We start from the raw sequence: 15,761 nt of genomic DNA, 5'->3' as shown, positions 1-15,761 counted from the left end.
CAGCACTGTTTTGCGGTTCCACTCATTCGCATATTGGGCTGTCGCTCACTCTGCCGTTTTAGCCCTTTACCGATGGAGTCCCAACATGAAGAAACTCGTGCTGCTTGGCGCCCTGGCATTTGCCAGCGTGCTGTCCCTGCCAACCTTCGCCGATGAAAAGCCTGTGAAAATCGGTATTGAAGCGGCTTACCCTCCGTTCGCTTCGAAAGCACCGGATGGCAGCATCGTTGGTTTTGACTACGACATCGGCAACGCCCTCTGCGAAGAGATGAAGGTCAAGTGCGTGTGGGTCGAGCAAGAGTTCGACGGTCTGATCCCGGCACTCAAGGTGCGCAAGATCGACGCGATCCTGTCGTCGATGTCGATCACTGAAGACCGCAAGAAATCCGTGGATTTCACCAACAAGTACTACAACACCCCGGCTCGCCTGGTAATGAAGGCCGGCACTCAGGTCAGCGACAACCTGAGCGAGCTCAAGGGCAAGAACATCGGCGTGCAACGTGGTTCCATCCACGAGCGTTTCGCCCGCGAAGTCCTGGCCCCGCTGGGTGCCGAGATCAAGCCTTACGGTTCGCAGAACGAAATTTACCTCGACGTAGCCGCCGGCCGCCTCGACGGCACCGTGGCAGACGCTACGCTGCTGGATGACGGTTTCCTGAAAACCGACGCCGGTAAAGGCTTCGCGTTCGTCGGTCCGGCGTTCACCGACGTCAAATACTTCGGCGACGGCGTAGGCATCGCGGTTCGCAAGGGTGACGCACTGAAAGACAAGATCAACACCGCGATCACTGCCATTCGCGAGAACGGCAAGTACAAGCAAATCCAGGACAAATACTTCGCCTTCGATATCTACGGCAAGTAATACGTCCCGGCGACAAGTCCGAAATGGCGCAAGCAACAGGATCTCTGAGGTTTGCGCCATTTTTTCATCCCAACTTTCGAGGACCTGAATCATGTTGAAAGGCTACGGGGCTGTCATCCTCGATGGCGCTTGGCTGACGCTTCAGCTCGCCTTGTCATCCATGGCCCTGGCCATTGTCCTGGGCCTGATCGGCGTGGCACTGCGTCTGTCGCCGGTTCGCTGGCTGGCCTGGCTGGGCGATCTGTACTCCACCGTGATTCGCGGCATTCCCGACCTGGTGTTGATCCTCCTGATTTTCTACGGCGGTCAGGATTTGCTCAACCGCGTCGCGCCAATGCTCGGATACGACGACTACATCGACCTGAACCCGTTGGCCGCCGGTATCGGCACCCTGGGTTTCATCTTCGGCGCGTACCTGTCGGAAACGTTCCGCGGTGCGTTCATGGCGATCCCCAAGGGGCAGGCTGAAGCGGGCATGGCTTATGGCATGAGCAGTTTTCAGGTGTTCTTCCGGGTGTTGGTACCTCAGATGATTCGCCTGGCGATTCCAGGCTTCACCAACAACTGGCTGGTACTGACCAAGGCCACGGCACTGATTTCGGTGGTGGGTCTGCAAGACATGATGTTCAAGGCCAAGCAGGCGGCAGACGCCACCCGCGAACCTTTCACCTTCTTCCTCGCAGTGGCGGCGATGTACCTGGTGATCACCAGTGTTTCGTTGCTGGCATTGCGTCACCTCGAGAAGCGCTACTCGGTAGGCGTAAGGGCGGCTGAGCTATGATCTTCGACTACAACGTCATTTGGGAGGCCTTGCCGCTGTACTTCGGTGGCCTGGTAACCACCCTCAAACTGCTCGCGCTGTCGCTGTTCTTCGGCCTGCTGTGTGCGTTGCCGCTGGGCCTGATGCGCGTCTCGAAGAACCCGGTCGTCAACATGACAGCCTGGCTCTACACCTACGTGATTCGCGGCACGCCGATGCTGGTGCAGTTGTTCCTGATCTACTACGGTCTGGCGCAGTTCGAAGCGGTACGCGAAAGCTTCCTCTGGCCATGGCTATCGAGCGCAACGTTCTGTGCGTGTCTGGCGTTCGCGATCAACACCAGCGCCTACACCGCGGAAATCATCGCCGGCAGCTTGCGCGCCACGCCGAACGGCGAGATCGAAGCGGCCAAGGCCATGGGCATGTCGCGGTTCAAGATGTACAAGCGCATCCTGCTGCCGTCGGCCTTGCGCCGGGCGCTGCCGCAGTACAGCAACGAAGTGATCATGATGCTGCAGACCACCAGTCTGGCCTCCATCGTGACCCTGATCGACATCACCGGTGCCGCGCGCACGGTCAACGCCCAGTTCTACCTGCCGTTCGAGGCGTACATCACGGCCGGCGTGTTCTACCTGTGCCTGACCTTCATCCTGGTGAAACTGTTCAAACTGGCCGAGCGCCGCTGGCTGGGCTACCTGGCCCCGCGGAAGCACTGATATGGAACGCATCGACCATTCACTGCCGTGGAGCCATTTGGGCAGCGAGCGCCAGATTTCGGTGTTCCGTTTCGGTAATGGCGAGCGCAAGGCCTATATCCAGGCCAGCCTCCACGCCGATGAACTGCCGGGGATGCGCACCGCCTGGGCGCTGAAACAGCGCCTGGCCGAACTCGAAGCCCAGGGCCTGTTGAGCGGCGTGATCGAACTGGTGCCGGTGGCCAATCCACCGGGCCTCGGTCAGTTGCTGCAAGGCAATCATCAAGGACGTTTCGAAGCGGGCAGCGGCAAGAACTTCAATCGCGATTTCGTCGAGTTGAGCGCGCCTGTCGCCGCACAACTCGATGGCCATCTCGGTGATGATCCGCACGCCAATATCCGTTTGATCCGCCAGGCGATGGCTGATCATCTGGCCGCGCTGCCACCGGCCAGCAGCCAGTTGCAGGGCATGCAGCGCATCTTGCTCAGTCATGCGTGCACCGCGGATGTGGTGCTGGACCTGCATTGCGATACCGACGCGGCGTTGCACATGTACGCCTTGCCGCAGCATTGGCCGCAGTGGCGTTCGCTGGCTGCGCATTTGAACGTGCGGGTGGGGCTGCTGGCTGAAGATTCCGGTGGCAGCTCCTTCGACGAAGCCTGTTCGCTGCCGTGGCTGCGACTGTCGCGGTTGTTCCCGGATGCGCAGATTCCTCTGGCGTGCCTGGCGACTACCCTTGAACTGGGTGGTCAGGCGGATACCGGTCGCGTCGAAACCGAGGCGTACGCCGAAGGCATTCTGGCGTTCCTCGCCGAGCAAGGGCTGATCAGCGGCGACTGGCCGAAACCTGCGCAGGAGGCTTGCGAAGGCCTGCCGTTCGAAGGCACCGAATTGTTGTTCGCACCGCACCCCGGTGTGGTGAGTTTTCTGCGTCAGCCCGGCGAATGGGTTGAGGCGGGTGATGAAATTTTTGAAGTGATCGATCCGCTGGCGGATCGGGTCAGCACGGTGTGTGCTGGTACGTCCGGGGTGCTGTTTGCCATTGAGCGGCTGCGTTATGCCCAACCCGGTTTCTGGCTGGCCAAGGTGGCGGGGCGCGAAGCGCTGCGTCACGGGCGCTTGCTCAACGACTGACTGTTTTTGTGAGAACCGACCGCATGTACAAACTTGAAGTCCAAGACCTGCATAAACGCTATGGCAGTCACGAAGTGCTCAAGGGCGTGTCCCTGAAGGCGGCGGCTGGCGATGTGATCAGCATCATCGGCTCCAGTGGCTCCGGCAAAAGTACCTTCCTGCGTTGCATCAACCTGCTGGAGCAGCCGCACGCGGGCAAGATCCTGCTTAACAACGAAGAGTTGAAGCTGGTGGCGAACAAGGACGGCGCGTTGAAAGCCGCCGACCCGAAACAGCTGCAACGCATGCGTTCGCGCCTGTCGATGGTGTTCCAGCATTTCAACCTGTGGTCGCACATGACCGCACTGGAAAACATCATGGAAGCGCCGGTGCATGTACTCGGCGTGTCGAAAGCCGAGGCCCGGGAAAAAGCCGAGCATTACCTGAACAAGGTCGGCGTGGCCCATCGTAAAGACGCTTACCCGGGCCACATGTCGGGCGGTGAGCAACAGCGCGTGGCGATTGCCCGTGCGCTGGCGATGGAACCGGAAGTGATGCTGTTCGACGAGCCGACTTCGGCGCTCGACCCGGAACTGGTGGGCGATGTGTTGAAGGTCATGCAGGCCCTGGCCCAGGAAGGCCGGACCATGGTCGTGGTGACCCACGAAATGGGCTTTGCCCGTGAAGTGTCGAACCAGTTGGTGTTCCTGCACAAAGGTGTGGTTGAAGAAAGTGGCAACCCGCGCGAAGTGCTGGTGAACCCGCAATCCGAACGTCTGCAGCAGTTCCTGTCGGGCAGCCTGAAGTAATCGGGACTGCCGTTGTGCACCGCGATAGTGCATGCTTCGCGATCCAAGGCTGGCCTCGACTCAGTGGGAGCTGGCTTGCCAGCGATAGCGGTGAGTCAGTTTGCATCTCTGGCACAGACACACCGTCATCGCTGGCAAGCCAGCTCTCACAGTTTGATCTGTGTCGGTTTCGAGATTTGCGTTCATTTACGGGCTAGCATTGGCCCATGCCTTCATCACTGTTCTTCGTTTCGGATCGCCCACCATGACTGCCCATCGAATTGGTTTCCTGATTTGGCCCAGCACTAAAGCCCTGACGCTTGCGCTGGCTGAGGAGGCCTTGCGTGTTGCTCAGCGTGTGCATCCGGACGTCGTCTACGAGCTGTCGTTCCTGCAAGCCGAACCGCCGGCCGAAGGCCAATGGCAATTGCCCGGCGAAGCCTGGACCGGCAAGCTCGAAAACTTTCAGAAATTGTTCCTGCTCGCTGACGAGCCGCCGACTACCCTGGCGCCAGCGCTCAGCAGCGCGCTCAAGCAACTGGTGCGTGCCGGTTGCGTGATTGGCGGTCTCTCGGCCGGTGTTTATCCGTTGGCGCAACTGGGTTTGCTCGATGGTTACCGCGCCGCCGTGCACTGGCGCTGGCAAGACGATTTTGCCGAGCGTTTCCCGAAGGTCATCGCCACCAGTCATTTGTTTGACTGGGATCGCGATCGCCTGACCGCGTGTGGCGGCATGTCGGTGCTTGATCTGCTGCTGGCGGTGCTGGCCCGTGACCACGGTGCTGAACTGGCCGGTGCGGTGTCGGAAGAACTGGTGGTCGAACGAATTCGCGAGGGTGGAGAACGCCAGCGCATTCCGTTGCAAAACCGCCTCGGCTCCAGCCATCCGAAGCTCACCCAGGCGGTGTTGCTGATGGAAGCCAACATCGAAGAGCCGCTGACCACCGACGAAATCGCCCAGCACGTGTGCGTGTCCCGTCGGCAGTTGGAGCGGATTTTCAAGCAATACCTCAATCGCGTACCAAGCCAGTATTACCTGGAGCTGCGCCTGAACAAGGCCCGGCAAATGTTGATGCAAACCAGCAAGTCGATCATCCAGATCGGCCTGTCGTGCGGCTTCTCCTCCGGCCCGCATTTCTCCAGCGCCTACCGCAACTTCTTTGGCGCCACGCCGCGGGAAGATCGCAACCAGCGGCGCAGCAGCAGTCCGTTCGAATTGTCGTCGGTGCCTTCAGAGCGCGGGTGACACGTTCACATCGATGCCTGGGCGATTTGTCCGGGCGCGATCGCGCTGTCACTCCTCGACCTCACTCTCGCCAGAAGAGGACGTCTCTATTTCGGCGCGGTCGACGACTCCATCAATGCCAAAAGACTCGCCGGTTCGTCGATAGTACGCGATGAATCGTTGCAGGCTTTCTTCGGAGAAGGGGTTCCCGCCGAGCTTGATTTTCCTGGCGACCCCCACAGGCAGTTCGAGAATGTCGCTGGGGATCTCACTGATCGCGTTGTCAGTAAGGTTCGCCACTTGCAACGTTGTACGAGTCAGCAGGCCCGGCGGAATTTCGCTGATACCTGTGTCATACAGCATCAGGGTCTTCAGTCTCGGCATTTGACTGATGTCGGCAGGTAGGCCCAGTGGGTTGCCGCCCAGAACCAGATGTTCGATGTTCTCCATTCCCGCCAGTGCCGCCTGCGTTTGCGAGGTCAGCGTGATCAGGCAATCGGTCAGCACCAGTGTCTTCAGCTCGCTCATATTGAATACAGGGCTGGGAACCGTGCTCAGGGCAAAGTCGCTGATGGTCAGGTTCTGCAAGTTGGGGAAGCAGCGTAAAAAGCCCTCGGGACGCGATGTCGCTTTGTTTTCGCCGTCCATTTGCAGGCGTGAGACGTGTTTGAATTGCGCGCTCAGTTGGGGCAGGTCGCCATTGATGACCTCGTCGGTGTACAGCTCATAGTGCGGTTCACCTGCCGCATTCACGCCTTCCATATCGGATTCACGACGCCAGCACTGCTCTACGGTTTCCTTGAACGCGTCGCGGGCCAAGTGTTCTTCTGTCAGCTGTGCGTTGGTAAAAGGCTGACCTGTTTGCGGATGCACGGCGGGCAGGTCTGAGGTCCATGCGGCCAGATCGTTGCGCAACGTGGTGTGCTCGGTTTCCAGGCGCGTCAGTTCAGTGCGGCCGGCCTCCAGGTTGCCGGGTTGCAGGTAGATGAAATCGCTGGCTTCCTCCCTGTCCAGAAGTGGGTATAAAGCTTGGACTCGATCGATATCAGCCGGGGCGGCCATGACACCGAAGTCCTGGAGGGTCCGTTGGAAATAGCTCTTGATCTGTTCGCGAATCGCCAATGTGAGTGGATTATTGCCAAAGTCCATGCCCTTGCTGATGCGCGAGGGGAGATTGAAAAAGGCCGGGTCAAGATCGGTTATCTGGTTGTCATTGAGGATTGCAGTGCGCAGTGACTGATGTCCCAGCAAACCTTCCGGAACGTTGCTGATACCCGTATTGGAAAGATCGATGTAGTTGAGTTCAGACATCCCCTGCAATCGGGGGGCAAGACCCAGAGGGTTGCCGTAGAGATCCAGTGTCACCAGGTTGCTGAGGGAAGAAAGTGTCGCTTGTGTATCCGGCGTCAGTACGATGCCGCAGTCGCTCAGCAGTAGTTGATTGAGCCTGGGCATGCTGGACAGCGCTGGCGGGAGTTCGCCCAGGGCAACGTTTCTGAGTTCGAGGCGGGCAAGCCCGGTGAAGTGTTGGAGGAAACCCATGATGCCTTGCGGCGCGCCGCTGTTGGTCATCGATAGCGTTGAAATGCGGCTGAAATCTGCGCTGATGGTCGGCAGTTCTCCCACGATCGGCTTGACGAAACTCAACAGATATTCGACGTCGGCAGGGTCGTCGGTAATGCTGGCAGTGATCTGCCGTCGCCAGCCTCTCTGCAGCTCATACCTGAACGCGGCACGGTTCTCCCGGTTTTCCGCCAGCTGCGCGGCGCTCAACCTGTTACCGGTTTGAGGGTCGAGGTGGGGCGCCTGATTGACCCAGTCCTGCAAATCATTGTTCAGTTGCCCGTACTCACCTTGCAGGCGGGCGAGTTCCGCATGAGCACCGGCGGGGCGGGTGTGCAGGTAATCGATGACTTCCAGCACTTCTTGCGGGTTGAGTGCCGGCCAGAGTTGGCGAACCCTGCGTACCAGATCCGGCTGGCCCGACGGGAGTTGATCGTAGCCGTCGGCGCCTCCAAGCAGGCGCATGGTCGCCGGGTCATAGGCCGGTTTGAGTATTGGATTGTCCTCCAGAATGTTGCGTAATTCGCCGCGCTCCAGCGAATGTTCGCGCAGCGCGTGTTCAAGTTTTTCGCCTTGATGGATGTTGATCTTCAGTGCGTTGCGCTCCGCGTCGGGCAGGGCATGAAGAATGGCCCGACTCAGTTCTGTTGCGCCGCTCAGGCTCAAGCCCTCGTCGTCGTAGGCTTCGTATCGACCATCTTGGCGCCGTACCAGCACTTTGCGGATGGCGGCGTCCTGTTTGCCAATGCGGGTGCGGGTGCGGGTGCGGCCGTTATAGGCGTAGTCCTGAATGTCTATACGGATTTCGGATGTCCAGCCTGGCAGGCGCTCAAGTGAATGGAGGCGCAGCAGATCGGTGTCAGGATTATCAAGCGATGGCAGATCAAGTCCTTCGTAGGCTCGCGTCAGCCGTACTTCTTGCATCGCCCAGCGGGCAAGGTCCTTGAGGCGTTTGGGTACTTCGCCGGTTTGCAGCAGTTGCAGTTCGGGGCTCGTGGCGCTATCGATCAATTCGCTCGCCACGCTCAGCGGCAGCCCCGTGGTGGTGTCGATCAGTTTTTGAATCAAGGCATTCTGGGGGCGTTCAAGAGCGCGGTATCGACTGTCGAACAGTGATGCTCGTTGTCGGGCGGCGGTCTGGGCGAGTTTCTGTCTCAATGAAGTGGCGCGTGCGTCAAGCGAGAGAGAGGGCGCATGTCGATGTTCTTCCAGAAGGGTTTTTTGCTCGCTTTCATTCAGCTGGGCAAGCACGCTTTTGAGCACGTCACCCTCGATCAAGCGACCCTCCTGGACCTCAATGCCTGAGCGTGCCGCCGTTGTGGTTTCCCAGACGATGTTGCCCCGGGCATCAAGCAGGCTGATGCCTATGCTGTCGGGCCACAGGAAATGCTCGGTGAGCAATTGCAGTTGGGTTTGGGAATCAGCCTTTGAATACTGTTCGTGACGTCCGCTGTTGAGGCGGTCGATAAACGTTTGCAGGTCCTTATCGAGGTTGAGACGCTTGAGGGTATCGGCCAGCAAGGACGGAATGGGTTCGTGCTCGACATGCATTCTGCGCAGGGTGTTCTCGTGTAAACCGCTGGCCTTGAGTGCGCGTTCGCGTTCGGCGGGAGACAGCTTTTCGCTCAGGTGACCCAAGCGCTGCAATAGGGTGTTTTTGTCCCACTCCAGTGGTCGGTCGAGTTCTGTCTGCCAGGCGCCGCTGCCGTTGTGCTTGAGCGCGGGGCTGTAGGCATCGGGGCGGCTGGGATGCTCGATACGGTAGTCGCCGGTTGGCTCCTGTCTGACGGCGAAGCGTTTGCCCTCGATGCGGGCGATGGTTTTGCCGTTGTGTTGATGCAGGCCTGACGTGTCGGGAACCGATTGCCGGGGCAGCGGCGCGGCCTGTTCATAAGGGCTCAGGTCGGGTTTCCAGTAAAGGGTCTTTCCATTGGCTGCCTGCACCGGTTTGAACCGGTCAATGAAGGCGATGACCTCTGCGGGCAGAGCCTTGCGAAACTCGCCTGCGGCAACGACCCCACCTGCGGCGAAGGCCCCCAACTGGATCAATGTCTCAACCACTGTCATCAGGTGCTCGAAGGCTTCGATGGTCTGCCCTTGCGCCCAGTCGATAATCCCTTCAAAGGCATCGTTGACCAATTGATAAGCCATGTAAGCCAGCATCAATTCGCCCACAAACGGCACAAAAGGCAGGGCGACGAAAGCGGCGAGCTGCACAATGGCGGACAGCACGCCGGTAAAGGAGTCCCAGAGTGCCCAGCGAGCCTTTTGGTCCGCCATTGCGGTAGACACCGCGATGACCCGGGCGTCGTTGAGAATTTTGTTCAACTGCGCGCGGTAGAGATGGGGCCATGGGCCGCGATGGATCGGCGTGACAGAAAATTGCAGATTGGGCCGCTCTGTCGGCGTTTCACGCCATGATGGCAGCGCTTCACCGTAGTGGCGTTGATGCCAGGTCACATGGCTCAGGCGATCGGCCAGGTTGCCAAAAAAATATCCGCGGTCTTCGTGAGCGACAAAACGACTGAAAAATTGTTGGTAATCCGGGGTGCGCAGTTGACGAGTGAGGGTTTGCATCAGCTCGGCCGTCGAGGTGTACTCCTTGATCGGGTGCTCCGGGTCATCGGGGATGTAGGCCACGACCCGTGCGACATTGCGTGCGCGTTCAAGGTTAGGTGCAAACACGACGATGCCGGTCAGCCTGGCGGACATGATCGTCAAGTCGTGGCACAGCAGGGGCTCGTTTCCAAGTTTGATACCTTGCTTGCCTTCAGCCAGCGCCTGGATCAGTTGAAAGAAGTCGTCCTGAATGTCGCCGTTCATGCGAGCCAGATGCAGCGCGGCCTTCAATGCGGCTTTCTGGCTGGCCTCGACCCTGGAGCGCAGCACAGTCGCCGCCAGCGGGTTGGAAACCCCGAGATTATCCTCCAGGTAGGTGCGGTATTGGCCGCCGATGTCCAGTTCACGGCATAACCGGGTAAAGGCCTGCACCGTGATCGTCTGCTTGAGCGCGGGCAAGGTATCGAACTGCCCGGTCGAGGACGGCTCAGTGATGAACGTCGAGTCGGGCTCGTAGGCATCCTTGTGGGTTTCCTGTTCTTCAAAGTTATGCAGTGCCGTATTCAACAGCGACACGGTCCAGGTGCGAGCGGCGCCTGACTTGATCGGAAACCAGGGAGTGGTCGCGGGAATGTACAGGCGCAAGAACGTGCCTTTGACGTCCACGTCCAGGCCGAATCGCGCTTTCAGAGCGTTTTTGAGCAGTGGTTCAGCAAAAGCGTAGGCGTCCTGCAGGTTTTCCAGTGTGCGGTCGACTCGGTTTTGTGCGGTCCAGTGCGCGGCATTCAGCCGTCCGAGTTCAGCGTGTTGCGCAGCCGGCGCCGCGCGCAAACCACTCGTCAGTATCGGGCGTGCACTCTTCAACGCCAGGCGTCTGGCCGATGAAGCGTTCCCGAGCCAGTGCGCAATCGTATGGGTGAGAGGCGGGTAGTGAGTGTCGGTGTGGGCGATATACGTTGCGTCAGCCAGGGCTGTCCGCGTTTGCTCGTCGGGTAATTGCATCTTGCTGGTCCATTAGCGCTCAAAGAGCGTCAAGGGAAACAGGCTGCATCGTTTCCGGTGCGGTACATATTTATTGCGCAGGCATTCATCTCTCGCCAAGCCTGCCGCAAATCGGCGCCAGCAGTTTAAACTGCGCCTTTGCGACCCTATATGTCGCATTGCCGTAAACCCGGGAAAATCCGGGGTTTGCGCTATAAGAAGTTGTCGCTTGGCGGCAAGGCCGGGCTGAAAACTGTCCTTACAATCCTCACCAAGCTCGCCAGTTTCAGGCGAGTGTTTTCTCTTCAGGAGACTCCGATGTCCGTTGAGCACGCTGCGGTACAACGCGCCGATTTCGATCAGGTAATGGTTCCCAACTATGCGCCTGCCGCATTCATTCCTGTGCGTGGCGCCGGTTCCCGCGTTTGGGACCAGTCCGGTCGCGAGCTGATCGACTTCGCCGGCGGGATTGCCGTGAACGTATTGGGCCATGCGCACCCGGCGCTGGTCGGTGCCTTGACCGAGCAGGCGAACAAGCTGTGGCACGTGTCCAACGTGTTCACCAATGAGCCGGCCCTGCGCCTGGCCCATAAGTTGGTCAACGCCACATTTGCCGAGCGTGCTTTTTTCTGCAACTCGGGCGCCGAAGCCAACGAGGCCGCCTTCAAGCTGGCCCGTCGTGTCGGTTTCGACCGTTTCGGCAGCGAGAAGTACGAAATCATCGCCGCGCTCAACAGCTTCCACGGCCGTACCCTGTTCACCGTTAACGTCGGTGGCCAGTCGAAGTACTCCGACGGTTTCGGTCCGAAAATCACCGGTATCACCCATGTGCCGTACAACGATTTGGCCGCGCTCAAAGCCGCCATTTCCGACAAGACTTGCGCTGTGGTGCTGGAACCGATCCAGGGCGAAAGCGGTGTGATCCCGGCCGAACTCGAATACCTGCAAGGTGCCCGCGACCTTTGCACCGCGCACAACGCGCTGCTGATCTTTGACGAAGTGCAAACCGGCATGGGCCGTACTGGCCACCTGTTCGCCTATCAGCATTACGGTGTGATTCCGGACATCCTCACCAGCGCCAAGAGCCTGGGCGGCGGGTTCCCGATCGCGGCCATGCTGACCACCGAAGACCTGGCCAAACACTTGGTTGTCGGCACCCACGGCACCACTTACGGCGGTAACCCGCTGGCTTGCGCTGTCGCGGAAGCGGTGATCGACGTGATCAACACCCCGCAAGTGCTGGCCGGCGTCAAGGCCAAGCACGACAAGTTCAAGGCACGCCTTGAACAGATCGGCGAAAAGTACGGCCTGTTCACCAAGGTCCGCGGCATGGGCCTGTTGATCGGTTGCGTGCTGAGCGATGCCTGGAAAGGCAAGGCCAAGGACATTTTCAACGCCGCTGAACAAGAAGGCCTGATGGTCCTGCAAGCCGGCCCGGACGTGGTGCGTTTCGCCCCGAGCCTGGTGGTCGAAGACGCCGATATCGATGCCGGCCTGGACCGCTTCGAACGTGCCGCGGCAAAACTGACGCAAGCCTGATAGACCCTTCGACGCCTGACGATTCAGGCGTCGACCCCGATTCTGATGCCGGACCCGCTCTTCTGTAGGAGCAAAGCTTGCTCGCGATGGCGTGTCAGTGAACACCCATGTGGCTGACACACCATCGCGAGCAAGCTTTGCTCCTACAAGGGCCCGGTTTATTTCCCTCAAGAGTTTTAATAAAAAGGAGTGACACCATGCTGGTGATGCGCCCCGCGCAAATGGCTGATCTGGGCGAGGTACAGCGTCTGGCTGCGGACAGCCCGATTGGTGTCACTTCCTTGCCGGATGACGTTGAACGCCTGAGCGACAAGATTGCCGCGAGCGAAGCCTCGTTCGCTGCCGAAGTGAGCTTCAACGGTGAAGAAAGCTATTTCTTCGTTCTCGAAGACAGTGCCACCGCAAAACTGGTCGGCTGCTCGGCCATCGTGGCTTCGGCCGGTTATTCCGAGCCGTTCTACAGCTTCCGCAACGAAACGTTCGTACACGCCTCTCGCGAGCTGAAGATCCACAACAAGATCCATGTGCTCTCGCAGTGCCACGACCTGACCGGCAACAGCTTGCTGACCAGTTTCTACGTGCAGCGTGAACTGGTGGGTTCGCCTTGGGCCGAGCTCAATTCCCGTGGCCGCTTGCTGTTTGTCGCCAGTCACCCGGAGCGTTTTGCCGATTCAGTGGTAACCGAAATCGTCGGTTACAGCGATGAAAACGGCGACTCGCCATTCTGGGACGCCATCGGTCGCAACTTCTTCGACCTCAACTACGCTGAGGCCGAGCGCTTGTGCGGCTTGAAGAGCCGTACGTTCCTCGCCGAACTGATGCCGCATTACCCGATCTATGTGCCGCTGCTGCCGGACTCCGCGCAAGAAGCGATGGGCCAGGTGCACCCACGGGCGCAGATCACCTTCGACATCCTGATGCGCGAAGGCTTCGAGACCGATCACTACATCGACATTTTCGACGGCGGCCCGACCCTGCATGCCCGCGTCTCGGGGATCCGTTCGATCGCCCAGAGCCGCGTCGTGCCGGTGAAAATCGGCGAGCCGGTCAAAGGTGTCGGTCGTCAGTACCTGGTGGCCAATGCCCAGTTGCAGGATTACCGCGCCGTGATGCTCGAGCTCGACTACGCGCCGGGCAAACCCGTGACCCTGGATCTGGAAGCGGCCGAAGCCCTGGGCGTCGGCGAAGGTGCGAGCGTGCGCCTGGTGGCGGTTTAACGCCTACCTGGCCTGAATGCTTGCAAGAAAAGCAGCGAAGTTTCACGGGTGGCGCAAGCGGCCCGTTTGAGGAGATAGCATGATCGTTCGTCCCGTACGCAGCAGCGATTTACCCGCTCTGATCGACCTGGCCCGCAGCACTGGCACCGGCCTGACCACTTTGCCGGCCAACGAAGAACGTCTGGCCCATCGTGTCGGCTGGGCCGAAAAGACGTTCCGCGGCGAAGCAGGGCGGGGCGATGCGGACTACCTGTTCGTGCTCGAAGACGACGACGGCCGCGTGGTGGGTATTTCCGCCATCGCCGGTGCCGTCGGTCTGCGCGAGCCGTGGTACAACTTCCGCGTCGGTCTGACGGTGAGCGCCTCGCAAGAGCTGAACATCTATCGTGAGATCCCGACGCTGTTCCTGGCCAACGACCTGACGGGTAACTCCGAGCTGTGCTCGCTGTTCCTGCACGCCGATTACCGCAGTGGCCTCAACGGTCGCATGCTGTCCAAGGCGCGGATGCTGTTCATCGCCGAATTCCCGCAACTGTTCGGCAACAAGATCATCGCCGAGATGCGTGGCGTTTCCGATGAAGCCGGGCGTTCGCCGTTCTGGGAAAGCCTGGGTCGACACTTCTTCAAAATGGAGTTCAGCCAGGCGGACTACCTGACCGGCGTTGGCAACAAAGCGTTCATCGCCGAACTGATGCCGAAATTCCCGCTGTACACCTGCTTCCTGTCGCCGGATGCGCGCAACGTGATCGGTCAGGTTCACCCGGACACCGAGCCTGCATTGTCGATGCTCAAGAGCGAAGGTTTCAGCTACCAGGGCTACGTCGACATCTTCGACGCCGGCCCGGCCATCGAATGCGAAACCGGCAAGATCCGCGCCGTGCGCGACAGCCAGGCGCTGGTGCTGGCCATCGGCACGCCGGGTGACGACGCCACGCCGTTCATCATTCACAACCGCAAACGCGAAGACTGTCGGATCACGGCCGCGCCGGCACGTCTGGCCGCCGGTACGCTGGTGGTCGATCCGCAGACCGCCAAACGTCTTCAACTCAACGCAGGCGATCAAGTGCGCGCCGTGGCGTTGTCCGCTGCCCGGGAGTCGAAATAATGAAGTCGCTATACATCGCAGGTGAATGGCTGGCAGGCCAGGGTGAAACCTTTGAGTCGCTCAACCCGGTGACCCAGCAAGTGCTGTGGTCGGGCAGCAGCGCCACCGTTGATCAAGTGGAATCGGCCGTGCAAGCCGCACGTCAGGCGTTCCCGGATTGGGCGCGTCGCACGTTGCAGGAACGTATCTCGGTGCTGGAAGCCTTCGCCGCTGCGTTGAAAAACAACGCCGACGAACTCGCGCGCACCATCGGTGAAGAAACCGGCAAACCGCTGTGGGAAGCCGCGACCGAAGTCACCAGCATGGTCAACAAGATCGCGATCTCGGTGCAGAGCTATCGCGAGCGCACTGGCGAAAAGAGCGGCCCGCTGGGCGATGCCACCGCTGTACTGCGTCACAAGCCACACGGCGTGGTGGCGGTGTTCGGTCCTTACAACTTCCCTGGGCACTTGCCCAATGGTCACATCGTGCCGGCGCTGCTGGCCGGTAACACGGTGCTGTTCAAGCCAAGCGAACTGACCCCTAAAGTCGCCGAACTGACGGTCAAATGCTGGATCGAGGCCGGTTTGCCGGCCGGCGTGTTGAACCTGCTGCAAGGCGCACGCGAAACCGGTATCGCCCTGGCGGCGAACCCGGGCATCGACGGGCTGTTCTTCACCGGTTCCAGCCGCACCGGCAATCACCTGCATCAGCAATTCGCCGGTCGTCCGGACAAGATTCTTGCGCTGGAAATGGGCGGCAACAACCCGCTGGTGGTTGATCAGGTCGCCGACCTCGATGCTGCGGTGTACACCATCATTCAATCGGCTTTCATTTCCGCCGGTCAACGCTGCACCTGCGCGCGCCGCTTGCTGGTGCCGCAAGGCGCATGGGGCGACTCGTTGCTGGCGCGCCTGGTGGCCGTCAGTTCGACGATTGAAGTCGGCGCATTCGATCAGCAACCGGCGCCATTCATGGGCTCGGTGGTTTCCCTCGCTGCCGCGAAAGCGTTGATGGATGCACAAGAACATCTGCTGGCCAATGGCGCCGTGGCACTGTTGGAAATGACTCAGCCACAGGCGCAGTCGGCGTTGTTGACCCCCGGCATCCTCGATGTGAGCGCTGTGGCCGATCGTCCTGACGAAGAGCTGTTTGGCCCGTTGCTGCAAGTGATCCGCTACGCTGATTTTGAAGCGGCGATCGCTGAAGCCAACGACACCGCCTACGGTCTGGCCGCCGGCCTGTTGTCGGACTCCGAAGCGCGTTACCAGCAGTTCTGGCTGGAAAGCCGCGCCGGTATCGTCAACTGGAACAAGCAACTGACCGGCGCCGCGAGCAGCGCGCCATTCGGCGGCGTCGGCGCCTCGGGCAACC

At 60.0% G+C, this 15,761-nt stretch carries 11 protein-coding genes; 10 read left to right on the top strand and 1 reads right to left on the bottom strand.

Annotation, left to right across the window (positions count from 1 at the left end; translation table 11 throughout):
* The first annotated feature begins 85 nt into the window (after positions 1 to 85).
* From D8U73_RS16685 to argR, 6 genes are all read left to right on the top strand, one after another.
* Positions 86 to 862 (top strand): ABC transporter substrate-binding protein, encoded by a 777-nt coding sequence (locus D8U73_RS16685; RefSeq protein WP_056852564.1) that lies wholly within the window; start codon positions 86 to 88, stop codon positions 860 to 862.
* A gap of 91 nt (positions 863 to 953) precedes the next feature.
* A complete protein-coding gene (locus tag D8U73_RS16680) occupies positions 954 to 1,643 on the top strand; it encodes an ABC transporter permease (RefSeq protein WP_007934894.1) in 690 nt (229 codons plus the stop codon).
* The gene (locus D8U73_RS16675; RefSeq protein WP_056852563.1) at positions 1,640 to 2,338 is read left to right on the top strand and encodes an ABC transporter permease; all 699 of its coding nucleotides are present in this window, start codon (positions 1,640 to 1,642) and stop codon (positions 2,336 to 2,338) included. Before D8U73_RS16680 ends, D8U73_RS16675 begins: the two co-directional genes overlap by 4 nt.
* A gap of 1 nt (position 2,339) precedes the next feature.
* Positions 2,340 to 3,452: a M14 family metallopeptidase gene (locus D8U73_RS16670; protein ID WP_130905146.1), complete on the top strand. Its 1,113-nt coding sequence runs from the start codon at positions 2,340 to 2,342 to the stop codon at positions 3,450 to 3,452.
* Positions 3,453 to 3,475: 23 nt separating this feature from the next.
* Positions 3,476 to 4,240 (top strand): ATP-binding cassette domain-containing protein, encoded by a 765-nt coding sequence (locus D8U73_RS16665; protein WP_007971015.1) that lies wholly within the window; start codon positions 3,476 to 3,478, stop codon positions 4,238 to 4,240.
* Positions 4,241 to 4,484: 244 nt separating this feature from the next.
* Positions 4,485 to 5,465 carry a transcriptional regulator ArgR gene (gene argR / locus D8U73_RS16660; protein WP_056852561.1) on the top strand — a complete coding sequence of 327 codons (981 nt, stop codon included), beginning with the start codon at positions 4,485 to 4,487 and terminating at the stop codon, positions 5,463 to 5,465.
* 48 nt (positions 5,466 to 5,513) lie between these two features.
* Here the strand turns inward: argR and D8U73_RS16655 are convergent, their stop codons facing one another.
* The gene (locus D8U73_RS16655) at positions 5,514 to 10,568 is read right to left on the bottom strand and encodes a DUF6543 domain-containing protein (RefSeq protein WP_241668530.1); all 5,055 of its coding nucleotides are present in this window, start codon (positions 10,566 to 10,568) and stop codon (positions 5,514 to 5,516) included.
* 297 nt (positions 10,569 to 10,865) lie between these two features.
* On the opposite strand from D8U73_RS16655, the gene D8U73_RS16650 reads away from it, so the two are divergent.
* The 4 genes from D8U73_RS16650 to astD all read left to right on the top strand — a co-directional run.
* Complete coding sequence (locus D8U73_RS16650) at positions 10,866 to 12,086, top strand: aspartate aminotransferase family protein (RefSeq protein ID WP_056852559.1); 1,221 nt, start codon at positions 10,866 to 10,868, stop codon at positions 12,084 to 12,086.
* Positions 12,087 to 12,283: 197 nt separating this feature from the next.
* Positions 12,284 to 13,303 (top strand): arginine/ornithine succinyltransferase subunit alpha, encoded by a 1,020-nt coding sequence (gene aruF, locus D8U73_RS16645; protein ID WP_056852558.1) that lies wholly within the window; start codon positions 12,284 to 12,286, stop codon positions 13,301 to 13,303.
* 79 nt (positions 13,304 to 13,382) lie between these two features.
* Positions 13,383 to 14,408 carry an arginine N-succinyltransferase gene (gene astA, locus D8U73_RS16640; protein ID WP_056852557.1) on the top strand — a complete coding sequence of 342 codons (1,026 nt, stop codon included), beginning with the start codon at positions 13,383 to 13,385 and terminating at the stop codon, positions 14,406 to 14,408.
* Positions 14,405 to 15,761: succinylglutamate-semialdehyde dehydrogenase (gene astD, locus D8U73_RS16635; protein WP_177435535.1), on the top strand; the 1,357-nt coding region annotated here is incomplete at its 3' end. The genes astA and astD, both read left to right, overlap by 4 nt.

Origin of the sequence: Pseudomonas sp. Sample_22 (assembly GCF_004307635.1) — a bacterium.
Classification (GTDB): domain Bacteria; phylum Pseudomonadota; class Gammaproteobacteria; order Pseudomonadales; family Pseudomonadaceae; genus Aquipseudomonas.
This window is presented reverse-complemented; position numbering and strand designations above follow the sequence as displayed.

What these genes read in the sequence shown, in the direction of transcription:
- argR (WP_056852561.1), top strand. Translation starts at nt 4,485, where the DNA reads ATGACTGCCCATCGAATTGGTTTCCTGATTTGGCCCAGCACTAAAGCC.
- D8U73_RS16685 (WP_056852564.1), top strand. Translation starts at nt 86, where the DNA reads ATGAAGAAACTCGTGCTGCTTGGCGCCCTGGCATTTGCCAGCGTGCTG.
- D8U73_RS16665 (WP_007971015.1), top strand. Translation starts at nt 3,476, where the DNA reads ATGTACAAACTTGAAGTCCAAGACCTGCATAAACGCTATGGCAGTCAC.
- astA (WP_056852557.1), top strand. Translation starts at nt 13,383, where the DNA reads ATGATCGTTCGTCCCGTACGCAGCAGCGATTTACCCGCTCTGATCGAC.
- D8U73_RS16670 (WP_130905146.1), top strand. Translation starts at nt 2,340, where the DNA reads ATGGAACGCATCGACCATTCACTGCCGTGGAGCCATTTGGGCAGCGAG.
- D8U73_RS16680 (WP_007934894.1), top strand. Translation starts at nt 954, where the DNA reads ATGTTGAAAGGCTACGGGGCTGTCATCCTCGATGGCGCTTGGCTGACG.
- D8U73_RS16675 (WP_056852563.1), top strand. Translation starts at nt 1,640, where the DNA reads ATGATCTTCGACTACAACGTCATTTGGGAGGCCTTGCCGCTGTACTTC.
- D8U73_RS16650 (WP_056852559.1), top strand. Translation starts at nt 10,866, where the DNA reads ATGTCCGTTGAGCACGCTGCGGTACAACGCGCCGATTTCGATCAGGTA.
- aruF (WP_056852558.1), top strand. Translation starts at nt 12,284, where the DNA reads ATGCTGGTGATGCGCCCCGCGCAAATGGCTGATCTGGGCGAGGTACAG.
- D8U73_RS16655 (WP_241668530.1), bottom strand. Translation starts at nt 10,568, where the DNA reads ATGCAATTACCCGACGAGCAAACGCGGACAGCCCTGGCTGACGCAACG.